Source organism: Marinobacter sp. OP 3.4 (genome assembly GCF_036224885.1).
Lineage (GTDB): Bacteria > Pseudomonadota > Gammaproteobacteria > Pseudomonadales > Oleiphilaceae > Marinobacter.
Genome location: NZ_JAVVLT010000015.1, coordinates 15,616 through 33,467, shown reverse-complemented (window position 1 = coordinate 33,467; position 17,852 = coordinate 15,616). Strand labels below are relative to the sequence as shown.

Genomic DNA, 17,852 nt, shown 5'->3' with positions numbered 1-17,852 from the left:
CAGAACTGTTTTCAGCCTAGCACACCCTGCCAGCCTCGGAATTGAGAGGACTTCAAAACGCAGGATCTGACCGTATGAGCTCGCTTAAACGCCGCCGCCCCCGCAGGATTCTGGGTTACACTGCGGCTTTGTACCATTTCCCCTTACTGGTTTAGTTACCCGGTTCTATTCATTGAAACTCACCGGCCTTTGCTGCCGGGTGTTCACCTGCAGTGAGAATATGTCCGGCCGCGCATAGTGGCCGACGATGTCCAGGCTGCGTCTTGCCGCGTTCACTTCGCTGACTTCAATGTCCGCAAACAACAGGCCGGTTTCCTGGCGCAGGGGGCCGGCTACGATTTCCCCGGCGGGTGAAATAACGATCGAATCACCGGAGTTGATCCATTCCTCCCTGTCCGGATACAGGCGGTCAACCTCCGGAAAGTCATCGGGCAGGTCACTTGCACGCAGCACATTGCCCGCACCAAGCACCCAGCATCCCCCTTCTCTCGCAATGTGCTGGAGGGTGCGAATCCAGCGGTCGCCGCTGTCGTAGGTGGGGGCGATGTAGATATCGATCCCCTGGGCGAACAGTGCGTAGCGGGCCAGAGGCATGTAGTTTTCCCAGCACACCAGTGACCCGACCCGACCAACGGGGGTGTCGATAACCCTCATCCCGGCGGCATCGCCGAATCCCCACACCATGCGTTCCGGGTTGGTGGGCATGAGTTTGCGGTGGCAGTTCTGCACCGTACCCTGCGGGCTGATGGTGAGTACCGAGTTATAGAGGGTGGCCCGGCTGGTGTCTTCGTCGCGCTCATTGATACCGCACACAATGGTCACCTGCCTTTCTTTGGCAACCTCCAGCAGCGGGCGCAACTGGTCAGTCCCAAGCTGGACGGCGTTGTCGAGCAGGCGCCCGTGTAATTTTTCCGACAACCCCCAGTCGCCGCCCGGTTTCAGCCGCCATATCCAGGCGGGATAGCCGGGGATGAAGGCTTCCGAGAAAACGATCAGTCGGGCTCCCTGATTGGCGGCATCCTGAACCAGCTGTACCGCCCTTTCGATGGTCTTTTCCCGGTCCAGAAAGACCGGAGGTTCCTGAACGATAGCGAGCTTGATCATGTTGTTCCCCTTATGAGTGGTTTCCAGAATCACTATCCCCCCGGCCGGATACCGGCGATAGTCCAGAAAATGGAGCGCCAGCCGCACTTAAAAGGACTAGGATGAAAGCTCGGGCCATTAACGCCGCCCACGGAGCCAAAGCTCATGACCAACTATGGACAGTTCTGCACCGTCGCCCGGGGCTCGGAAATACTCGGGGAACGATGGACGCCGCTGGTGGTACGGGAGTTACTGTGTGGCAGCACCCATTTCAACGACATCCGACGGGGATTGCCGCGAATGTCGGCAACGCTTCTGGCCCAGCGTCTGAAAAAACTTGAGGAAGTGGGCGTACTTCGGCGGGTGCAGGAAGGCAGCCATCAGGCGTATGTGCTTACACCGGCGGGTGAGGAGTTGCGCCCGATCATCCTGGCCATAGGTCACTGGGGGGGCGAGATGGATTGGTAGCCGGTTGCAGGCAAACCAGCTCGATGCCGGCTTCCTGATGTGGGATATCCGCCGTTTTGCGAATATTGATGCGTTCCCCCCTGACCGCAGGGTGGTCATCCACTTTTTCCTGAATGATGCCCGGCAACGGGAGCGGCACTGGTGGCTGGTGGTTGCCAACAGAGAGATCGACCTGTGCCGTGAAGACCCCGGCCACGAACTGACCCTGGTGGTAGAGGCCAGCGTTGCCAGCCTGACTGAAATCTGGACCGGTGACAGTGACCCGGATGCCGAGCAACAGGCTCGCCGGCTGCTTATACGTGGCAGCACGCGGGATTCCCGGGACCTCTGGCAGTGGCTGGGTCGGAGCGTGTTTGCCGCCAGCAGAAGCGTCAACGCACACCCGCTCTGAAGCGACGCCTTAGCAACAACACGAGGTCGTCTCTATGCGTATCACAAAATTCACTGCAACCCATTAAGGCTGGCCTTGTCAGCCCATTTCGGAACATATCTATCAAACAGGAGTTACCATACAGCCATGACGAGAAAGACATTAGGTTTAACCCGGACACGAAATAAAGACGCCAAACCAGCGGCTGAGGAAGCCGAGGCTGTGGTTGAGGGTGAGGCTGATCCACAAAAGCGCTTTTTAAACGGTGTGGTTATCAATCCGGCGCCGGGGATTCGCCTGGAGTCAGGGTCAGAAAAAACCACGGTGCGTGCGATGGATCTGATCACGCCGATTGGAATGGGGCAGCGGGGTTTGATCGTTGCACCGCCGGGGTCTGGAAAATCGACGATCCTGAAACATATTTGCCAGGCGGTGGGAAAGGCGTATCCCGAGATAAAACTCTACGCGTTATTGATCGATGAGCGGCCCGAAGAGGTCACGGATTTCAGGCGTAGCGTCCCGGCTGAGGTACACGCTTCTTCTTCGGATGAAAGCTATGCTCATCACGTTCGCGTTGCCGATGAGCTTCTTGATCTCGCCCGCCAACAGGCTGGCGAGGGTCACAATGTCATGATTGTGATTGATTCACTCACCAGGCTTGCCCGTGTGCATAATGCGGAGCTAAAGAGCAGCGGTCGCACCATGTCTGGCGGGGTCGATGCCCGGGCGATGGAGATCCCGCGGAGGTTGTTTGGCGCTGCACGAAATATTGAGAATGGCGGCTCGCTTACCATTCTGGCAACCGTTCTGGTTGATACCGGCAGCCGTATGGACCAGGTTATCTTTGAGGAATTCAAGGGCACGGGGAATATGGAGCTGGTTCTATCAAGAGACGTTGCGAATCAGCGAATCTTCCCCGCGCTGGATATCTCGAAAAGCAGTACACGCCGTGAAGAGCTGCTGTTAGATCCGAAAGATCTGGACAAAATAAGAGCGTTGCGCCGGGCGCTTGGCGGTCTCAAACCGCTTGAGGGCACAAAAAAACTGGTTGAACTGCTTGAGAAGTACCCCACAAATGCCGAGCTCCTGAAAAACATTCCCGGGACACCCATCGATTGAATCCGCGCTACCGGGACAGAGCCAGGTTCAGGTTACACTTCAGCCTGACCCATTTCCCGAGCACAAAAAGGTCTCCATGACACCCGACCACAACGACCTCTGGTTCCTGCCCCTCGGCGGCACAGGTGAAATCGGCATGAACCTCAACCTCTATGGCCACGACGGCCAGTGGCTGATGGTGGACTGCGGGGTGACCTTTCCCCGGCCCGGTCGGGTGATCGCCGACGGCACCGTGCACGGGCGCGGCGAGCCGCCAGTGCAGATGGCCGATCCCGCCTTTATCGCTGACCGCCGCGATCAGCTTGCCGGGCTGATCATCACCCACGCCCACGAGGACCATATTGGCGCCGTGCCCTATCTGTGGCCGCTGCTGCAATGTCCGGTCTACACCAGTCGCTTCACCGCCGAGATCCTGCGCCGCAAGCTGGCGGAGTTCGACCTGCTGCACCGGGTGCCGATCCATGTGGTGGACGTGGACGAGCGCCGCACCATCGGCCCGTTCGAGGTGCAGTGGCTGGCACTGACCCACTCCATCCCCGACCCCAACGCCCTGATGATCCGCACCCCGGCGGGCCATATCTTCCACAGCGGTGACTGGAAGCTGGACCAGGAGCCACTGGTGGGTCACGGCTACACACCGGGCACCTTCAAGGCCCTGGCGGAGGAAGGCGTGACGGCGATGGTATGCGATTCCACCAACGCCACGGTGACTGGGCACTCCGTGTCCGAGTCGGCACTGGAAAAAGGGTTGCTGTCGGCCATCGACGATGCGCCGGGGCGGGTCATCGTGGCCTGTTTCGGCAGCAACATCGCCCGGCTGCACACCCTGGCCAATGTGGCCCGGGTCACCGGCCGCTACATGGGCCTGATGGGACGCTCGCTGATCAACATGGCCGGCGCGGCAAAGGCCGCCGGCGTCTGGAACGCGGACGACCACCTCATCCCGCCTGCCCACCTGGGCTACCTGCCACGGGATGAGGTACTGGCCGTCGCCACCGGCAGCCAGGGTGAACCGCGCACGGCCCTGCGCCGCATGGCCATGGGCTCACACCCGGAGGTGGAGCTGGAGCCGGGGGACCGGGTGATCTTCAGTGCCCGCGCCATCCCCGGCAACGAAGACGCTATCGAGGCGCTGATTGCCAGCCTCAGGGAACAGGGTGTGGAAGTGATCACTGCCGAAGCCGCCGACCTGCCCATCCACGCCTCCGGCCACCCGGCGCAGGATGAGCTGCGGGCGATGTACCAGTGGGTGCAGCCGGACGTGGCCATCCCCGTGCATGGCGAAGCCGAACACATGGACGCCCATGCCAGCCTGGCGCGGGAATGCGGCGTACCCAAGGCCCTGCTCGGCCGTAACGGCGATCTGTTCATGATCCGCCCGGTACCGGGTATACGTCGGCAGGTGGTGGAAACCGGACGGCTTGGGTGGGAAAAGGGGGAGCTGGTTCGGGTGGTTTGAGCACGGAAACGGAGGTGGCAGGATGGTGGGACGGATATTAGGCTTCATCGAAACGGATACACAGACCAACAGGAGGTTCCAGGCATGAATGACATTCAGAGACGGAAAGCAGAACGCTTCCTGAAGCGCCATCAAGACGAGGGCTGTTTCCTGATGCCCAATGCCTGGGATCCAGGCAGTGCCAAGATGCTGGTTGCATCCGGATTTGATGCCATCGGCACCACAAGTGCAGGCATCGCCTTCTCACGGGGCAAGCCTGACAACGGTTTCTGCTCTCCCGACGCAAGAATGGACCGCGACGCCATGCTTGTGGAAGTCTCCGCCATCTGCGAATCCGTCTCCGTACCCGTCAACGCGGATCTGGAGAGTGGGTTCGGCGATTCTCCGGAAGCAGTTGCCGACTCCATCCGGCGTGCCATTGAGGCGGGAGCCGTGGGCGGCAACATTGAAGACTACACAGGCGATGAGACGCATCCTCTCTACGACCGATCATACGCCGTGGAACGCATAGCGGCGGCGCGGCGCGCAATTGATGAGAGTGGTATCCCGTTCGTGCTGGTGGCCCGGACCGATCGCTTCAACATCGGGAAACCGGGTGGCCTGGCGGAAACCATAGAAAGGGCTAATCTCTACCGGGAGGCAGGCGCTGATTGTCTGTTCGCACCTGGTGCAAGTGATGTCGACACCGTTCGCGAGCTGGTTCGTGAACTGACCGGCCCCCTGAACGTGGTCATGGGGCTGAGCGGCAGCGACGTAAGCCTCGCGCAACTGCGTGACCTGGGCGTCCGCCGGGTCAGCATCGGTGGCAGCCTGGCGCGCGCCCTGTATTTTCAGCTGCGCGCGGCCGCGCAGGAGATGCTGGAACACGGTACCTTTTCCTACGCGAAGGAACAGATACCCCAGACTGAACTGAACCGGATTTTCGAATCGGAACTGTAAAGGATGAGACAGATATGAACTATCCCATCGAAGGATCCTGCCAGTGTGGGGGCGTGACCTATCAATTGCTCGCTGAGCCCCTTTTGATGATGGCCTGTCACTGCAGGGAGTGCCAGAAACTTTCTACCAGCGCGTTCAGCATCACGGCAGTTGTAGATACCACCGCCATCGAGTTTCAGGGCGAGATGGTGGAGTGGAGACGGGTTGCGGAAAGCGGCAATATAAACGGGGCCTTGTTCTGCCCGACCTGTGGTAACCGCATCTATCACTTTAACCCCGACCAGCCTGATAAGATAAAGCTCAAACCATCCAATCTGTCCGATACCAGCATCATCAAACCGACCGCCCATGTCTGGGTCAGCGAGAAGCAGGACTGGTATACCATACCTGAGGGTGTGGCGGTTTATGACAAGCAGCCTTAGCACCGTCGAGCTGAAGATGACCTTCAGTACGGTACGGATCGTAGTCTCGATGGAACGCGGAAGAATGTCTCGTGGCTGTCGAAATCGCGATGGGCTGTTCGACTAGGAGAGGACAGCACATGAGGCTGTCGATTAATCCACAGTCCGGAGAAAGCGAACCATGTCCCGAATGATCTTCGTGAACCTGCCCGTGACAGACCTCAAGGCATCGATGAATTTCTACACGGCCCTCGGTTTCGAGAACAACCCACACTTTACCGACGATACCGCAGCCTGCATGGTATGGAGCGAGGCGATCAACGTGATGCTGCTCACCCACGCCAAGTGGCATACCTTTACCGACCGGCCGATCCCGCCGGCAACGTCCAGCGAAGTCATGCTTGCCGTGTCGTGCGACAGCCGGGAAGCCGTCGATGCCATGAACGAGGCGGCTGCCAGGAATGGTGGCACGGCAGACATCAACCCTGTCCAGGAACTTGGTTTCATGTATAACAGGAATCTGGCGGATCCCGACGGGCATGTCTGGGAGGCCATGTGGATGGATCCAGCTGCGATTCCCGCAGACGATCAGGCAGGTTAAGAGCGCCCGCCACCGGAATATGGCGCCCCATCCGGGGACGCCACCAACGCTGACATTGCAGGAGGCAGGATGATCGTCATCTATGGAATCAAGGAACACCTGAATCCGGTAAAGGCCCGACTTTCCGAGGTCATTCACGGGTGCATGCAATCAATCCTGGGTATGCCGGAGGACAAGCGGGCTCATCGGTTCATCCCAATGGACGCCGAAGATTTCTATTACCCAGGCGGCAGAACGCCCGCTTACACGGTTATTGAGATCAATATGATGCACGGTCGCAAGCCGGAAACCCAGAAAGCCCTGATCAAGGAGCTATTCCAGAAGGTTGAGTCAGAGATTGGGATCTCACCCGTCGATGTCGAGATCACCATAAACGAGCAGCCTGCCCACTGCTGGGGCTTCCGGGGCATGACGGGCGATGAGGCTCGTGACCTCAATTATTCCGTCAATGTGTAACATCCACTCCGGTTCGTTCCAGGCCTGGCGGGCATCCTGTTCCACAAGGGCCTTGCTGAACGTGGCGAGAGGTCGCTGAACCTTGGAGCGCCCTGACAAGTGACACCACCGGAATACGTTGAGGAAATGAAACTACATGGACGAAGAACAGGATCCCACCATCAGAGCGTTTTTCGATGATTTCGTCGCTGCATTTTCTAGCTTCGGTGGTGATCGGGTGGCCAATAAGTTTAGCCTTCCGTACATGGCCAAAGGGCCTGGTGATGTGTGCAGGGTTTTCGACTCACGTTCGGATCTGGCGGCATATTTTCAGTCGTACCTGGATGACTACCACTCGCAAGGGTGTCGTGAATGCCGCTACTCGAATCTTTTCATAAACTGGCTGGGCTCTGAGTGCGCGGTTGCCTCTGTAAACTGGGATCTGTTGGATGCCGCTGGGATATCGGTCACGTCCTGGTCGGAGTCTTATATGCTGTCCTTTGGGGACGGTAAAGCCCTGGCCTTTGCCACCGTCGACCAGGTCGAGTAACAGAACGGGAACAGATAGAGGTATACACCAATGCCATCAGACGTCGTCAATCTGGCTGAGAAGTTCAGCAAGTTTTCAGAACACTGGTCGCCACGCGTCGTGGCGGAAATGAACGACTACCAATTCAAGGTGGCCAAATTCCTGGGCGATTTCGTGTGGCATGACCATAAGGATACCGATGAGGTTTTCCTGGTGGTCAAGGGGGCAATGGGCATCGAGCTTCGGGATGGTGTTGTTCATCTATCCGAGGGTGATATGTATGTGGTTCCCAAAGGCGTGGAACATAGGCCTTTTGCCAAGAATGAGTGTCATGTCCTCCTGATCGAACCCCAAGGCGTCGTTAATACAGGGGAATCAGGTGGCGAGCTTCAGGCGGAGAATGACATCTGGGTGTAGCGGTTAGGCATCTTTCATTAAAAACTGGCTGCTTTTGGTGCATGTCCTCTTGTCCTTGCTTGGAGCTTGAACTGCTGAATATGTAAGCTATTAAAGATGTTCCCTGCGCCGTTTATGGCAGGAGCTGACTTCCCACAGCCACAGGAGGAAAACCGGTATGAAACTGAATCCGCAGGACTTTGTTTCCATGAAGGGCTCCACCCCCATACCGATGCTGACAGCGTATACCTGCCCGGTTGCCAGAAGTGTAGAAGAAGCAGGGATTCCGATAGTTCTCGTAGGCGACACCGTTGGCATGGTTGAGATGGGGTTTGACAGCACGAGAAATGTCACCATTGAGCACATGGAATATCACATAGGCGCAGTGCGTCGTGGCGCAAAGAATACCCATATCATTGGTGATCTGCCCTACGGAACGGATGACGCCCCGGACATAGCGTTAACCAGTGCCCGACGCCTTTTGCAGGCAGGGGCGGACAGCGTGAAACTGGAAGGCCCCAACACTCAGGTCATCAGACATTTGGTGAGCCACAATATTCCGGTGGTAGGGCATACCGGCTTACTTCCCCAGACAGCGAAGAGCTTCAAGCAGGTCGGTCGGACTCAGGAAGAAGCAAAGCAAATCATGAATGACGCCCAGGCCATACAGGATGCTGGCGCATTCATGGTGGTCATCGAACATATCCCCTATGCACTTGCGGGCGAGATTACCAAGGGCCTGTCCATACCGACGATCGGCATCGGTGCTGGTCCAGACTGTGACGGGCAAGTTCTGGTGATCAATGATGCACTGGGGCTGGGTGACTACTGGCCGCCGTTTTCAAAGCAGTATGCTTATGTCAGCAAAACAGTACTGCAAGTGGCAAGGGAGTTTTCCCAAGAGGTGGAATCCATGGAGTTTCCAAACAATATTATCCAGTTCACCGGCACAAACGGACGTTAACCAGTGCAGGCGCCAGGAGGCTTCTGGCGCCACGCCCCTGGCGCAAACTATTAATTGATACAGACATGAAACCAGTCATCCAGGAAGAAATAACCGGCTGTGGTATCGCCGCAAGCGCGGCTCTCGCAGGCGTCAGTTATGCGGAGGCCAAGCGGAAGGCGAATGCCCTGGGTATCTACGCCGAAGATACCGCGCTATGGTCGGAGACCAGTCACGTCCGGACACTTCTGCGGGAATTCGGTATCTCCGCATCGCCTCAGGAAACGCCGTTCGAATCCTGGGAGCGCCTTCCGGATAAGGCCCTCATGGCCATCAAATGGCGTATGGAACAGGGCAGGCCATTCTGGCACTGGGTAGTGTTTGTCCGGGAAGGTGGCGAGGCAAAGGTACTGGATTCCAAAAAGGCCCTGAAAACAAACGTCCGCCGGGATTTCGGGCGCATCAGGCCCAGGTGGTACATCCGGGCCTCCAGTTAACCTGGCGCGGCGATACCCAGCCGGCCGCGAAGGCCATACTCAGACTGGATAAAGCATCTAGGTGGCCAACGTTATATGTCGGAACTTACCAGACTTACGGCGCAACTTGCTTTCAAGCTCCTGGATACTTTCACCGGTTTCTATGGCCGTGGAGCTTGCCACTGAACGACGAATGGACGCACGAGTGACAGGGCGCGATTTCTTCGAGGCTGGTGCCTTGACGCTCATTGCCGAGGTTGCTCCAGGAATCCTGTTTACTGATTGCCAAGTATGGCAGAACAGCCCATTGGTTACTCCTTGAAATAAACCACCTGATGCGTGGTGGCAAGCAGCTCTCCGCCCTGGCTCCACACTTCGGCGCTCTGGTCGAAAAACCCCTGGCCGAAGTGGTTGGCGCTGGCCACGCCCAGTACCGGGGCGCTGCCGATGGATGCCAGTTGCTCACCGTTGACATGGAAATAGGTGGTCAGTGAGACGGTGCCGATGGGCACCAGCTTTGGCCGCCGGATGTAGATGCGGGGGAAGAAGGCGTCGCACAGGGCCGACAGGGAGACGAAGTCCAGTGCCCGCGCCGGCTGGTCCTGCAGCCATACCCGGCTCCGGGACGGGTACTCCGGGTGCGGTTCCTTCATCAGTTCACCATCCACGAAACGCATGTCGTAGTTCCTGGTCCACTTCGGGCGTCCTTCCTTTGACGCATCGCTCAGGTCAGACGCGGGCGGCACCTCCGGGAAGGCGCTCTCGGTGCTGGCCCAGGTCTCGCGACGTCGAGCGGTTACAGCGGTGGCGAAGGCCACGGTTTCACCCTCCTGGATCATCTCCACCCACCAGTGCTGGCTGTTGCGGTTGGTCCGCACCGGCCGGGCGATGACCTCGAAGTCGCCATCCGCCACGGGTGCGGCGAAGTTGACGGTCAGCGACACCGGTTCACCCAGCAGCTCCTCGTGGGAGAGCACGCCATTGAGCAGCGTCGCGCCGGTGGTGCCACCAAATGGTCCGACCATATTGGCGTAGGCCGGGCTGGTGGCTCCCCGCCAGCGTCCGGCATCGACGGGAGTCAGGGCGACGGCCTGGTCGAGGGGATGAACGGGGGTGTTGTTGTCAGTCATGATGGCCTCGCACACGGATTAGAGGTGGACCCGGCTGTCGGATCTTGACGGCAATAGTTGCATATACAATACTTGCAGCTACAAATACTATCCGGAGTCTCCCATGACCGTCAAATCACCGGTATCCAACAAGGCCAGGCCACAGGGTTGCACCAACTATCGCATACGGCAGCTGATGCGGCAGGTGTCGCAGTTCTACGATGCCGAACTGGGACAGGCCGGACTCAAGGGCACCCAGTATGCACTGATGGCCCACGTCATCCAGCTGGGTCCGGTGCGACCGGGGGATCTTGCAAGGGCCATGAAAATGGACGCCTCCACCCTCACCCGCAACCTGAAGCCCCTGCTGGACGCCGGCTGGCTCGCCCAGTCCCCCGGCCCGGATCGCCGCAGCCGGACCATTGTCATCACCGACGATGGCCGGCAGAAGTGGCACCAGGCCCGGGAACACTGGAAGCGGGCCCAGCAGCGTATCAACGGGATGCTGGGGGAAGACCGGGTCATGGCGCTGCACAGCCTGATCGATGAATCCCTTGACCTGCTCGCGCCCCACGAGCCGACCGGGGCAGACTCATGACCGCCTCCGCGCCGGGAGCGGCCCGGCCAGCCGCCATCACCCGCACCGAACAGATGCTGAGCCGTCCGGCGCTGCCCCTGATCCTCGCCATGGCCGCACCCAATGCCATCGCCTTCCTGGTGCAGGGCACCGTGAGCATGGCTGAGGTCTGGTTCATCGGGCATCTTGGCACCGCGGCACTGGCTGCCATTGCCCTGATGTTCCCGGGGTTGATGCTGATGCAGATGCTGGCCAACGGTGCGATTGGTGGGGCATTGAGCAGTTCGGTGGCCAGGGCACTGGGCCGGGGCCGCAGGGACCAGGCCGAGGCGTTGATCTGGCATGGCGTCACCATTGCGGTGGCTGCGGGCGGTCTGTTCTGGCTGCTGTGGTGGCTTGTCGGGGCGACCCTGCTCAATCAACTCGACGTCACCCCGGCGGTAATCAACGACGCCCTGGTCTACGGCCATATCCTGTTTGGGGGCAGTGTCGCCCTGTGGCTGATGGGTATTATCGCGGCCATCTACCGGGGCATGGGGGAAATGCGCTTTCCGGCCGTGGTGATCGTGCTGGGTGCCTTTATCCAGATCCCGCTATCCGGTGCGCTGATCCTGGGCTGGGCGGGTCTGCCGCAACTTGGAGTGGCCGGCGCCGCCATTTCCGTGGTGATGACCATGGGCCTGATGGCCGCCGTGCTCCTGGTCAGGCTCGCTGGCAGTGGACAGGTACTGCAACTGCGGCTGTCCAGCCTGACCCTGCAACGCGGGCTGTTTGCGGATATCTTCCGGGTCGGGGCCCTGGCGTCGCTGTCCCCGGTACTCACGGTTCTGGCCATTGCCGCGGTGAACGTGATTGTCAGCGGTTTCGGCGCCGCAGCCCTGGCGGGCTATGGTATCGCCGCCCGGCTGGAGTTCCTGTTGATTCCGATGGTGTTTGGCATCGGCGCCGCCATGACCGCCATCGTCGGGACCAATATGGGCGCCGGACAGGTGGCAAGGGCCGAGCAGGTGGGCTGGACCGGTGGTGCGCTTGCGGCAGCACTGACCGGCGGTGTCGGCCTGTTGCTGGCGATAGCGCCCGGTCTCTGGGTTGGCCTGTTCACCGATGATCCGGAGACATTCGCCGCCGGTGCCCGGTTCCTGCAGATTGTCGGCCCGGTGTTCCTGTTCCAGGGCCTGGGACTTGCCCTCTACTTCGGCTCCCAGGGGGCGGGTTTTATCCAGTGGCCGGTGTTTGCTGCCCTGGTCCGGTTCGTGGTGGCCATTGGCGGCGCCTCGCTGGTGGCCTACGGGTTCGGTTTCGGGCTGGATGCGGTCTACGCCTGTATCGCCGCCGGTATGCTGCTGTTCGGCGCCATTACGGCCAGCGCCCTGCGACTCGGCGCCTGGCGCCGGGCACCGGTGGGGCAATGACCAGCCGGGCCGGCGCTACCCGGCGCCCCCTTGTTGACACCCCACCCCCATACCCTAAGCTGGTTCTCTCCCCTCACCCATACGAACATCCCATGAACGGAGGTTCCCCATGAAACTCGCCACACTTGCGCAACCCGGCGGACTCGATCAACTGCGGATCACCGATGGCCCGGAGCCCGGCGAACCCGGCCCCGGGGAGGTGCGGGTCCGGATCCACGCCAGTTCCCTGAACTTCCATGACTACTCCGTGGTCTCCGGCCGGATTCCCACCGATGATGGCCGGATCCCCATGTCGGATGGGGCCGGTGTGGTGGAGGCCGTGGGTGATGATGTCAGTGACTTCCGGGTCGGTGACCATGTGGTGTCCACGTTTTTCCCGGAGTGGCTGAACGGGCCGGCGCCCATCGCCAACTTCAGCACCACGCCCGGCGACGGAGTTGATGGCTATGCCCGTGAACAGGTGGTCGCGCCCGCCCGGGCCTTCACCCTGGCGCCGGCCGGGTATAGTCACGCTGAAGCCGCCACCCTGACCACCGCGGGCCTGACCGCCTGGCGGGCGCTGGTGGTCAATGGCAGTCTCAAGGCCGGGGATACGGTGCTCACCCTGGGTACCGGGGGCGTGTCCATCTTTGCCCTGCAGTTTGCCCGGATGATGGGCGCGCGGGTCATCTCCACCTCTTCTTCCGATGCCAAACTGGAACAGCTCAGGAAGATGGGAGCGGACGAGACCATAAACTACAAATCGACACCCGCCTGGGGCCAGCGGGTGCTTGAACTGACCGGTGGCCGGGGCGTGGACCATGTGATTGAGGTGGGCGGTCCCGGTACCCTGCCGGAGTCCATCGATGCGGTGAGCATTGGCGGCCATATCTCACTGATCGGAGTGCTCACCGGCCGGGCGGGGGAGGTTCCCACCGCGAAACTGATGGCCAAGCAGGCACGGCTGCAGGGGCTGATCGTCGGCAGCCGGGCCCAGCAGCAGGATATGGTGCGTGCCCTTGAGGTAAATGACTTGCATCCGGTGATCGACCGGTCGTTCCCGCTGGCCGAGATCGCCGACGCTTTCCGCTATGAGGAGGCCGGCAAACACTTCGGCAAGATCTGCCTGGAGTTCTGATCAGCGGATCGGAATTCCCTGTCAGCCCCGGCCCTGGGCTGGCAGGGCGCCGAACAGCCGCTGGGTCATCACCAGGGCCAGGGCAATGGCCACGCCGGAGGCTCCGAAGGCCAGCGGGAACCCGCCCAGGGACAGCAGTCCGCCGAACAACAGGGGCGCCAGGAAGTGGATCGCCCGGTTGGCCATCAGGCGCATTCCCAGGGCGCCGGAGCGTTTTTCCTTATCGACGGCCTCGGCCAGGATCACCATGGACAGGGGCTGGGTCAGGCCCGACCCCAGCCCCACCAGCACCGCCAGCAGGCCAATCAGCACGATCTGCTCCGAGAAACCCAGCAGGGCAATTCCAACGGCCAGGGAGCCCAGCGCCAGCAGTACCGCCGGGCCCCGACCGCCCACCAGGGCGATCAGGCGTGCCATGAAGGGCCGGATCACCATGGACACACCGGCCCGCAGGCTGACCAGTACGCCGATCACCACCGGGCTCATGGCCAGGCTTTCCAGGTAGACGGGCAGGTAGCTGCCGTAGACCCCCAGGGCGAACATGCCCAACACGGTCACCAGCACCGACAGCTGCACGCCCCGGCTGGTCTGCATCAGGTGCCATTGGGCCCGGAAGCCGCTTTTCCGCCGCTCGACCACCAGACGCTCCCGGGCCTGACCGGTGAGCCACAGGCCGGCGATGGCGCTCAGAGCCGCAATCACCGTCATCGCCAGGAACACCTGACCGACGCCGTCCTGCTCCGGTAACAGCAGCCCCGCCAGCAACGGCCCCACCACCTGCCCGCCGGACAGCCAGGTGGAATACCAGCCAAAGTACTGCTCCAGCCGCGGACCAGTGCCCAGGTTGGAAATCAGCGTCTGGGCCGACAGCACCATCTGCAGGTGGGCCAGCCCCACCAGCAGCTGCCCCAGCACCAGCCCCGGGTAGCCGTACCAGAAGTGCATGGACAACAGGCCCACCACCATCAGCCACGCCCCGGCCAACAGGGTCGCGCGGCCACCATAGCGGGTGACGACACCCCCCAGGGGAATGGCAAACAGCAACGGCAGCAGATACTGGGTACTCAGCACGGCACCCAGCACCAGCGGTGACGCACCCAGCCTCAGCCCATAGACCGGGACCGCCACAATCAACATGGAATAGACAATAAAACACAGGCCCAGGGCCAGGCAGATGATAAAGAAGTTCCTGCGGGCCTCGGCGGGGGCAACGGTGTCGGCGCTGGACGGCTTGTCTGGAGTCAACGGTCAGTCTTCGAATGTTAGCAAGGTAAGGGAATAGACCATGGTAACCCGAGGCACCTGTAACGGGAAATCCGTCATTCCGCGTAAACCTGGTGCCCTGACTATCGGCCATAGCCTCCTGACACAAGACAGCGCCTTGCTCCGGTGTCAGCCTCCGGTGATCACCCTCATCAGGAGAAGCCCCCATGAACTTCGACTATAGCGACCGGGTCCGGGATCTGCAGGCGCAGGTTCAGGCATTTATGGACGAACACATCTACCCCAATGAAGCCACCGTACTGGAGGAAATCCGATCACTGGGGCCGTTCAGGGTGTCCCCGAAGCTGGAGGAACTCAAGGCCATCGCCCGGGAGTCCGGGCTGTGGAACCTGTTCCTGCCGGAATCCGAGTACGGCGCCGGCCTGACCAACCTGGAGTATGCACCCCTGTGCGAACTCATGGGGCGGGTAGCCTTTGCGCCGGAGGTGTTCAACTGCAGCGCACCGGATACCGGCAACATGGAGGTGCTGGTGCGCTATGGCACCGACCAGCAGAAAAAGCAGTGGCTGGAACCCCTGCTGAAGGGGGAGACCCGCTCCTGCTTCGCCATGACCGAACCGGCGGTGGCCTCCAGTGACGCCACCAATATCCAGTCATCCATCGTCCGGGATGGCGACGAGTATGTGGTCAACGGCCACAAGTGGTTCAGTTCCGGCGCCACGGATCCCCGCTGCTCCCTGTTTATCTTCATGGGCAAGAACGATCCGGACAATCCGGACCGCCACAAGCAGCAGTCCATGATCATCGTGCCCCGGGATGCGGAGGGGGTGGAGATCGTGCGTCCGCTGCCGGTGTTCGGCTATGACACCCTGGACCGGGTGACGGAGGTGAAATTCAACAATGTGCGGGTGCCCGCCGCCAACATGCTGCTGGGCGAAGGCCGGGGCTTCGAGATTGCCCAGGGCCGCCTGGGGCCCGGTCGCATCCACCACTGCATGCGACTGATCGGCCTGGCGGAACGGATGCTGGAGCAGATGTGCCAACGGACCCAGCAGCGGGTGACCTTCGGCCAGCCGGTGTCGACCCAGAGTGTGACCCTGGAGCGCATCGCCGAGTCCCGTATCGCCATCGAGCAGGCCCGGCTGCTGACCCTGAAAGCCGCCTACATGATGGATACGGTGGGCAACAAGGTGGCCAAGGCGGAAATCGCCATGATCAAGATCGCCGCCCCCAACATGGCCTGCAAGGTGATCGACTGGGTGATGCAGGCCCACGGCGGCGCCGGGGTGATCAACGATCACGGCATTGCCGCCGCCTATGCCGTGGCCCGATTCCTGCGCATTGCCGACGGCCCGGACGAGGTCCACCGCAACCAGTTGGGGCGGATGGAGTTGAAGAAGCATCCCGTCGGGTGAGGTCTGACCTGGACATTGGCCTGCCCCACCCTCTCCCCAACCCCTCTCCCTTCAAGGGCGAGGGGCTTTAACCGAGGCTTCGGCATACTTCCCCGCTCCCTCAGGGAAGAGAAGCCTTGACGGAAACCCTGGCGCTGCCGGGTGTGACCACCTCGCCCTCCCCGTTGACCAGGGCCAGTTCCAGCGCCACTTCGCCGGTGGCGGTATCAATGTCCGTTACACGGCCGGTGGCTGTCAGGGAGTCGCCCACATAACTGGCCCGGAGGTTACGATAGGTAAACGCCGTCAGGGTGCCGAGATCCCCCAGCCACTCCAGCACCAGCTGGGTCAGGAAATCCCCCTGCAGGGGGCCGTCAATCACGATGGCGGGGTGACCTTCCTCCCCGGTGGTGTACGGCAGGTCGTAGTGGATGCGGTGAGGGTTCCAGATGGCCGCGTTGTACAGGAACAGCTGCACCTCATCGGGGGCAAAGGTCCGTTCGGGCAGGGTGTCGCCGGTGCGGATGCCTGACAGTTCCATGATCACCTCGCTATCCAGGTGGAGCGCTCGGTCATGACCGGTTCTCCCGCTTCGGTTTCAACACGGTTTTCCACCACCACAAAGATCAGCGGCCCCCTGGTGCCCTCCTTTTCGAACAGGTCCAGCAGGGTGTGTTGCGAGACCAGTACATCACCCGGATAGATCCCCCGGAACCACGACTGCTCGGAGCCACCGGCCATCACCCGTTTCAGGGGCAGCTCCGGGACCAGTCCGCTGTCCGGGGGCAGGCCGTCCTGGCCCAGCCGCTCCCGGGGCAGTATCGGCGTAAACAGTCCGAACAGGAACATGGGCGGGGCTTCGTCCCCATCGATGAAACGCTGCAGTCGCTGGCCAGTCGCCGCCGCGTACTTGCAGATCTCCCGGCGGGTGACCTCCGCCGTTACCGGAGGCAGCGTTCTTCCTATGACCGAACGATGTTCCCGGGTCAGCAGTGCCATACCACCGTCCTCACTTGCCCGGCCACTGGGGTTTGCGCTTCTCATTGAAGGCCGCCATGCCTTCCTTCGCGTCCTCGGTCAGGGTCATGGTGGCCAGTTGGGTTTCGGTGTAGGCGATAGCCTGTTCGAAGGTCATGTCCTCGATGGCCTTGATGGCATACTTGCCCCGGCGAATAGCGGTGGGGGACTTGTCGGTGAGGCGGCTGATCAGCCAGTCCACCCTGTCGTCCAGTTCCTCCGGCGCCACCACGTGGTTGAGCAGGCCATGCTGCAGGGCTTCATCGGCGGTGAAGGGCTCGCCGGTGAGGGTCCATTCCCGCAGTACCCGTCGTGGCACCAGCCGTTGCATCAGGCTGAGCACCTGCATGGGAAACAGGCCTACCTTCACTTCCGGCAGGCCGAATTTCACGTCGCGATGGGCCACTGCCATATCCGCCATGCACAACAGGCCCATACCGCCAGCCATACATACGCCATTGACCCGGGCGATGCAGGGGGTGGTCGTGTTCACCGCCAATCGGAACAGGTCCGCGTACTCGGCATTGGGTTGTGAGTAGTCGAAGGCGAAACCCTGGCCCGGCTGCATGTCACCGCCGGCACAGAACGCCTTGTCGCCGGCGGCGGTGAGTACGATGACACGGATATCCGGATCTGATTCCGCCTTGAGATAGCCTTCCCGGATACGGGCGATGACGTCATTGTTGATGGCATTGCGCTTTTCCGGCCGGTTGATGGTGATCCACAGGGCCGGGCCCTTCTGTTCCAGCAGGACGGCGTCTTGTTCAGCATTGGACATATCAG

General features: G+C 61.0%; 22 protein-coding genes. 16 read left to right on the top strand and 6 right to left on the bottom strand.

Annotated features, from left to right (window positions below):
- Window positions 1-165 precede the first annotated feature (165 nt).
- Window positions 166-1,104 carry a carbon-nitrogen hydrolase family protein gene (locus RO069_RS02490; RefSeq protein ID WP_328185143.1) on the bottom strand — a complete coding sequence of 313 codons (939 nt, stop codon included), beginning with the start codon at window positions 1,102-1,104 and terminating at the stop codon, window positions 166-168.
- A 144-nt stretch (window positions 1,105-1,248) separates the two neighbouring features.
- Here RO069_RS02490 and RO069_RS02485 point away from each other — a divergent pair, with 144 nt between their 5' ends.
- From RO069_RS02485 to RO069_RS02430, 12 genes are all read left to right on the top strand, one after another.
- On the top strand, window positions 1,249-1,551 hold the full coding sequence (locus RO069_RS02485; RefSeq protein ID WP_328185142.1) for a winged helix-turn-helix transcriptional regulator: 303 nt from the start codon (window positions 1,249-1,251) through the stop codon (window positions 1,549-1,551).
- 4 nt (window positions 1,552-1,555) lie between these two features.
- Window positions 1,556-1,942, top strand: a complete 387-nt coding sequence (locus RO069_RS02480; protein ID WP_328185141.1) for a hypothetical protein — start codon at window positions 1,556-1,558, stop codon at window positions 1,940-1,942.
- A 126-nt stretch (window positions 1,943-2,068) separates the two neighbouring features.
- Complete coding sequence (gene rho / locus RO069_RS02475; RefSeq protein WP_328185139.1) at window positions 2,069-3,040, top strand: transcription termination factor Rho; 972 nt, start codon at window positions 2,069-2,071, stop codon at window positions 3,038-3,040.
- Between the two features lie 76 nt (window positions 3,041-3,116).
- Entirely contained in the window at window positions 3,117-4,499 is a 1,383-nt protein-coding gene (locus tag RO069_RS02470; protein WP_328185137.1) for a ribonuclease J, read from the top strand.
- 84 nt (window positions 4,500-4,583) lie between these two features.
- Entirely contained in the window at window positions 4,584-5,438 is an 855-nt protein-coding gene (locus RO069_RS02465; RefSeq protein ID WP_328185135.1) for an isocitrate lyase/PEP mutase family protein, read from the top strand.
- 14 nt (window positions 5,439-5,452) lie between these two features.
- Complete coding sequence (locus RO069_RS02460; RefSeq protein WP_328185134.1) at window positions 5,453-5,860, top strand: GFA family protein; 408 nt, start codon at window positions 5,453-5,455, stop codon at window positions 5,858-5,860.
- A 160-nt stretch (window positions 5,861-6,020) separates the two neighbouring features.
- Window positions 6,021-6,440, top strand: coding sequence for a VOC family protein (locus tag RO069_RS02455; protein WP_328185133.1), 420 nt, complete (start codon window positions 6,021-6,023; stop codon window positions 6,438-6,440).
- Between the two features lie 69 nt (window positions 6,441-6,509).
- Window positions 6,510-6,896, top strand: a complete 387-nt coding sequence (locus RO069_RS02450) for a tautomerase family protein (RefSeq protein WP_328185132.1) — start codon at window positions 6,510-6,512, stop codon at window positions 6,894-6,896.
- Between the two features lie 136 nt (window positions 6,897-7,032).
- Complete coding sequence (locus RO069_RS02445; RefSeq protein WP_328185130.1) at window positions 7,033-7,425, top strand: hypothetical protein; 393 nt, start codon at window positions 7,033-7,035, stop codon at window positions 7,423-7,425.
- A gap of 30 nt (window positions 7,426-7,455) precedes the next feature.
- On the top strand, window positions 7,456-7,821 hold the full coding sequence (locus RO069_RS02440) for a cupin domain-containing protein (RefSeq protein ID WP_328185129.1): 366 nt from the start codon (window positions 7,456-7,458) through the stop codon (window positions 7,819-7,821).
- Window positions 7,822-7,978: 157 nt separating this feature from the next.
- Window positions 7,979-8,764 (top strand): 3-methyl-2-oxobutanoate hydroxymethyltransferase, encoded by a 786-nt coding sequence (gene panB / locus RO069_RS02435; RefSeq protein WP_328185128.1) that lies wholly within the window; start codon window positions 7,979-7,981, stop codon window positions 8,762-8,764.
- A 65-nt stretch (window positions 8,765-8,829) separates the two neighbouring features.
- Entirely contained in the window at window positions 8,830-9,240 is a 411-nt protein-coding gene (locus tag RO069_RS02430; RefSeq protein ID WP_328185126.1) for a hypothetical protein, read from the top strand.
- Between the two features lie 290 nt (window positions 9,241-9,530).
- Here RO069_RS02430 and RO069_RS02425 read toward each other — a convergent pair whose 3' ends face one another.
- On the bottom strand, window positions 9,531-10,349 hold the full coding sequence (locus RO069_RS02425) for an acyl-CoA thioesterase (RefSeq protein ID WP_328185125.1): 819 nt from the start codon (window positions 10,347-10,349) through the stop codon (window positions 9,531-9,533).
- 103 nt (window positions 10,350-10,452) lie between these two features.
- Between RO069_RS02425 and RO069_RS02420 the strand changes: the two genes are divergently transcribed.
- The 3 genes from RO069_RS02420 (at window position 10,453) to RO069_RS02410 (ending at window position 13,434) form a co-directional block, all read left to right on the top strand.
- Entirely contained in the window at window positions 10,453-10,926 is a 474-nt protein-coding gene (locus RO069_RS02420; RefSeq protein ID WP_328185124.1) for a MarR family winged helix-turn-helix transcriptional regulator, read from the top strand.
- Window positions 10,923-12,317, top strand: coding sequence for an MATE family efflux transporter (locus tag RO069_RS02415; protein WP_328185123.1), 1,395 nt, complete (start codon window positions 10,923-10,925; stop codon window positions 12,315-12,317). The genes RO069_RS02420 and RO069_RS02415 overlap by 4 nt, the downstream gene beginning before the upstream one ends.
- A 109-nt stretch (window positions 12,318-12,426) precedes the next feature.
- A complete protein-coding gene (locus RO069_RS02410) occupies window positions 12,427-13,434 on the top strand; it encodes a zinc-dependent alcohol dehydrogenase family protein (protein WP_328185122.1) in 1,008 nt (335 codons plus the stop codon).
- Between the two features lie 21 nt (window positions 13,435-13,455).
- Here the strand turns inward: RO069_RS02410 and RO069_RS02405 are convergent, their stop codons facing one another.
- Window positions 13,456-14,679 (bottom strand): MFS transporter, encoded by a 1,224-nt coding sequence (locus RO069_RS02405; protein ID WP_328185121.1) that lies wholly within the window; start codon window positions 14,677-14,679, stop codon window positions 13,456-13,458.
- Window positions 14,680-14,864: 185 nt separating this feature from the next.
- Here RO069_RS02405 and RO069_RS02400 point away from each other — a divergent pair, with 185 nt between their 5' ends.
- Window positions 14,865-16,073 (top strand): acyl-CoA dehydrogenase family protein, encoded by a 1,209-nt coding sequence (locus RO069_RS02400; protein ID WP_328185120.1) that lies wholly within the window; start codon window positions 14,865-14,867, stop codon window positions 16,071-16,073.
- A gap of 100 nt (window positions 16,074-16,173) precedes the next feature.
- Here RO069_RS02400 and RO069_RS02395 read toward each other — a convergent pair whose 3' ends face one another.
- The 3 genes from RO069_RS02395 to RO069_RS02385 are packed head-to-tail and all read right to left on the bottom strand — an operon-like array spanning window position 16,174 to window position 17,847.
- Window positions 16,174-16,593: a hypothetical protein gene (locus RO069_RS02395; protein WP_328185118.1), complete on the bottom strand. Its 420-nt coding sequence runs from the start codon at window positions 16,591-16,593 to the stop codon at window positions 16,174-16,176.
- Between the two features lie 2 nt (window positions 16,594-16,595).
- Window positions 16,596-17,051, bottom strand: a complete 456-nt coding sequence (locus RO069_RS02390; RefSeq protein ID WP_328185116.1) for an FAS1-like dehydratase domain-containing protein — start codon at window positions 17,049-17,051, stop codon at window positions 16,596-16,598.
- Between the two features lie 10 nt (window positions 17,052-17,061).
- A complete protein-coding gene (locus RO069_RS02385) occupies window positions 17,062-17,847 on the bottom strand; it encodes an enoyl-CoA hydratase/isomerase family protein (RefSeq protein ID WP_328185115.1) in 786 nt (261 codons plus the stop codon).
- Between the last annotated feature and the right edge of the window lie 5 nt (window positions 17,848-17,852).

Bases quoted from the DNA above. Each gene is read 5' to 3' on its own strand.
- RO069_RS02470 (WP_328185137.1), top strand. From the start codon at position 3,117: ATGACACCCGACCACAACGACCTCTGGTTCCTGCCCCTCGGCGGCACA.
- RO069_RS02415 (WP_328185123.1), top strand. From the start codon at position 10,923: ATGACCGCCTCCGCGCCGGGAGCGGCCCGGCCAGCCGCCATCACCCGC.
- RO069_RS02395 (WP_328185118.1), bottom strand. From the start codon at position 16,593: ATGGAACTGTCAGGCATCCGCACCGGCGACACCCTGCCCGAACGGACC.
- RO069_RS02445 (WP_328185130.1), top strand. From the start codon at position 7,033: ATGGACGAAGAACAGGATCCCACCATCAGAGCGTTTTTCGATGATTTC.
- RO069_RS02430 (WP_328185126.1), top strand. From the start codon at position 8,830: ATGAAACCAGTCATCCAGGAAGAAATAACCGGCTGTGGTATCGCCGCA.
- RO069_RS02385 (WP_328185115.1), bottom strand. From the start codon at position 17,847: ATGTCCAATGCTGAACAAGACGCCGTCCTGCTGGAACAGAAGGGCCCG.
- RO069_RS02410 (WP_328185122.1), top strand. From the start codon at position 12,427: ATGAAACTCGCCACACTTGCGCAACCCGGCGGACTCGATCAACTGCGG.
- RO069_RS02390 (WP_328185116.1), bottom strand. From the start codon at position 17,051: ATGGCACTGCTGACCCGGGAACATCGTTCGGTCATAGGAAGAACGCTG.
- RO069_RS02485 (WP_328185142.1), top strand. From the start codon at position 1,249: ATGACCAACTATGGACAGTTCTGCACCGTCGCCCGGGGCTCGGAAATA.
- RO069_RS02440 (WP_328185129.1), top strand. From the start codon at position 7,456: ATGCCATCAGACGTCGTCAATCTGGCTGAGAAGTTCAGCAAGTTTTCA.
- panB (WP_328185128.1), top strand. From the start codon at position 7,979: ATGAAACTGAATCCGCAGGACTTTGTTTCCATGAAGGGCTCCACCCCC.
- RO069_RS02450 (WP_328185132.1), top strand. From the start codon at position 6,510: ATGATCGTCATCTATGGAATCAAGGAACACCTGAATCCGGTAAAGGCC.
- RO069_RS02490 (WP_328185143.1), bottom strand. From the start codon at position 1,104: ATGATCAAGCTCGCTATCGTTCAGGAACCTCCGGTCTTTCTGGACCGG.
- RO069_RS02400 (WP_328185120.1), top strand. From the start codon at position 14,865: ATGAACTTCGACTATAGCGACCGGGTCCGGGATCTGCAGGCGCAGGTT.
- RO069_RS02420 (WP_328185124.1), top strand. From the start codon at position 10,453: ATGACCGTCAAATCACCGGTATCCAACAAGGCCAGGCCACAGGGTTGC.
- RO069_RS02460 (WP_328185134.1), top strand. From the start codon at position 5,453: ATGAACTATCCCATCGAAGGATCCTGCCAGTGTGGGGGCGTGACCTAT.
- RO069_RS02425 (WP_328185125.1), bottom strand. From the start codon at position 10,349: ATGACTGACAACAACACCCCCGTTCATCCCCTCGACCAGGCCGTCGCC.
- RO069_RS02455 (WP_328185133.1), top strand. From the start codon at position 6,021: ATGTCCCGAATGATCTTCGTGAACCTGCCCGTGACAGACCTCAAGGCA.
- RO069_RS02465 (WP_328185135.1), top strand. From the start codon at position 4,584: ATGAATGACATTCAGAGACGGAAAGCAGAACGCTTCCTGAAGCGCCAT.
- rho (WP_328185139.1), top strand. From the start codon at position 2,069: ATGACGAGAAAGACATTAGGTTTAACCCGGACACGAAATAAAGACGCC.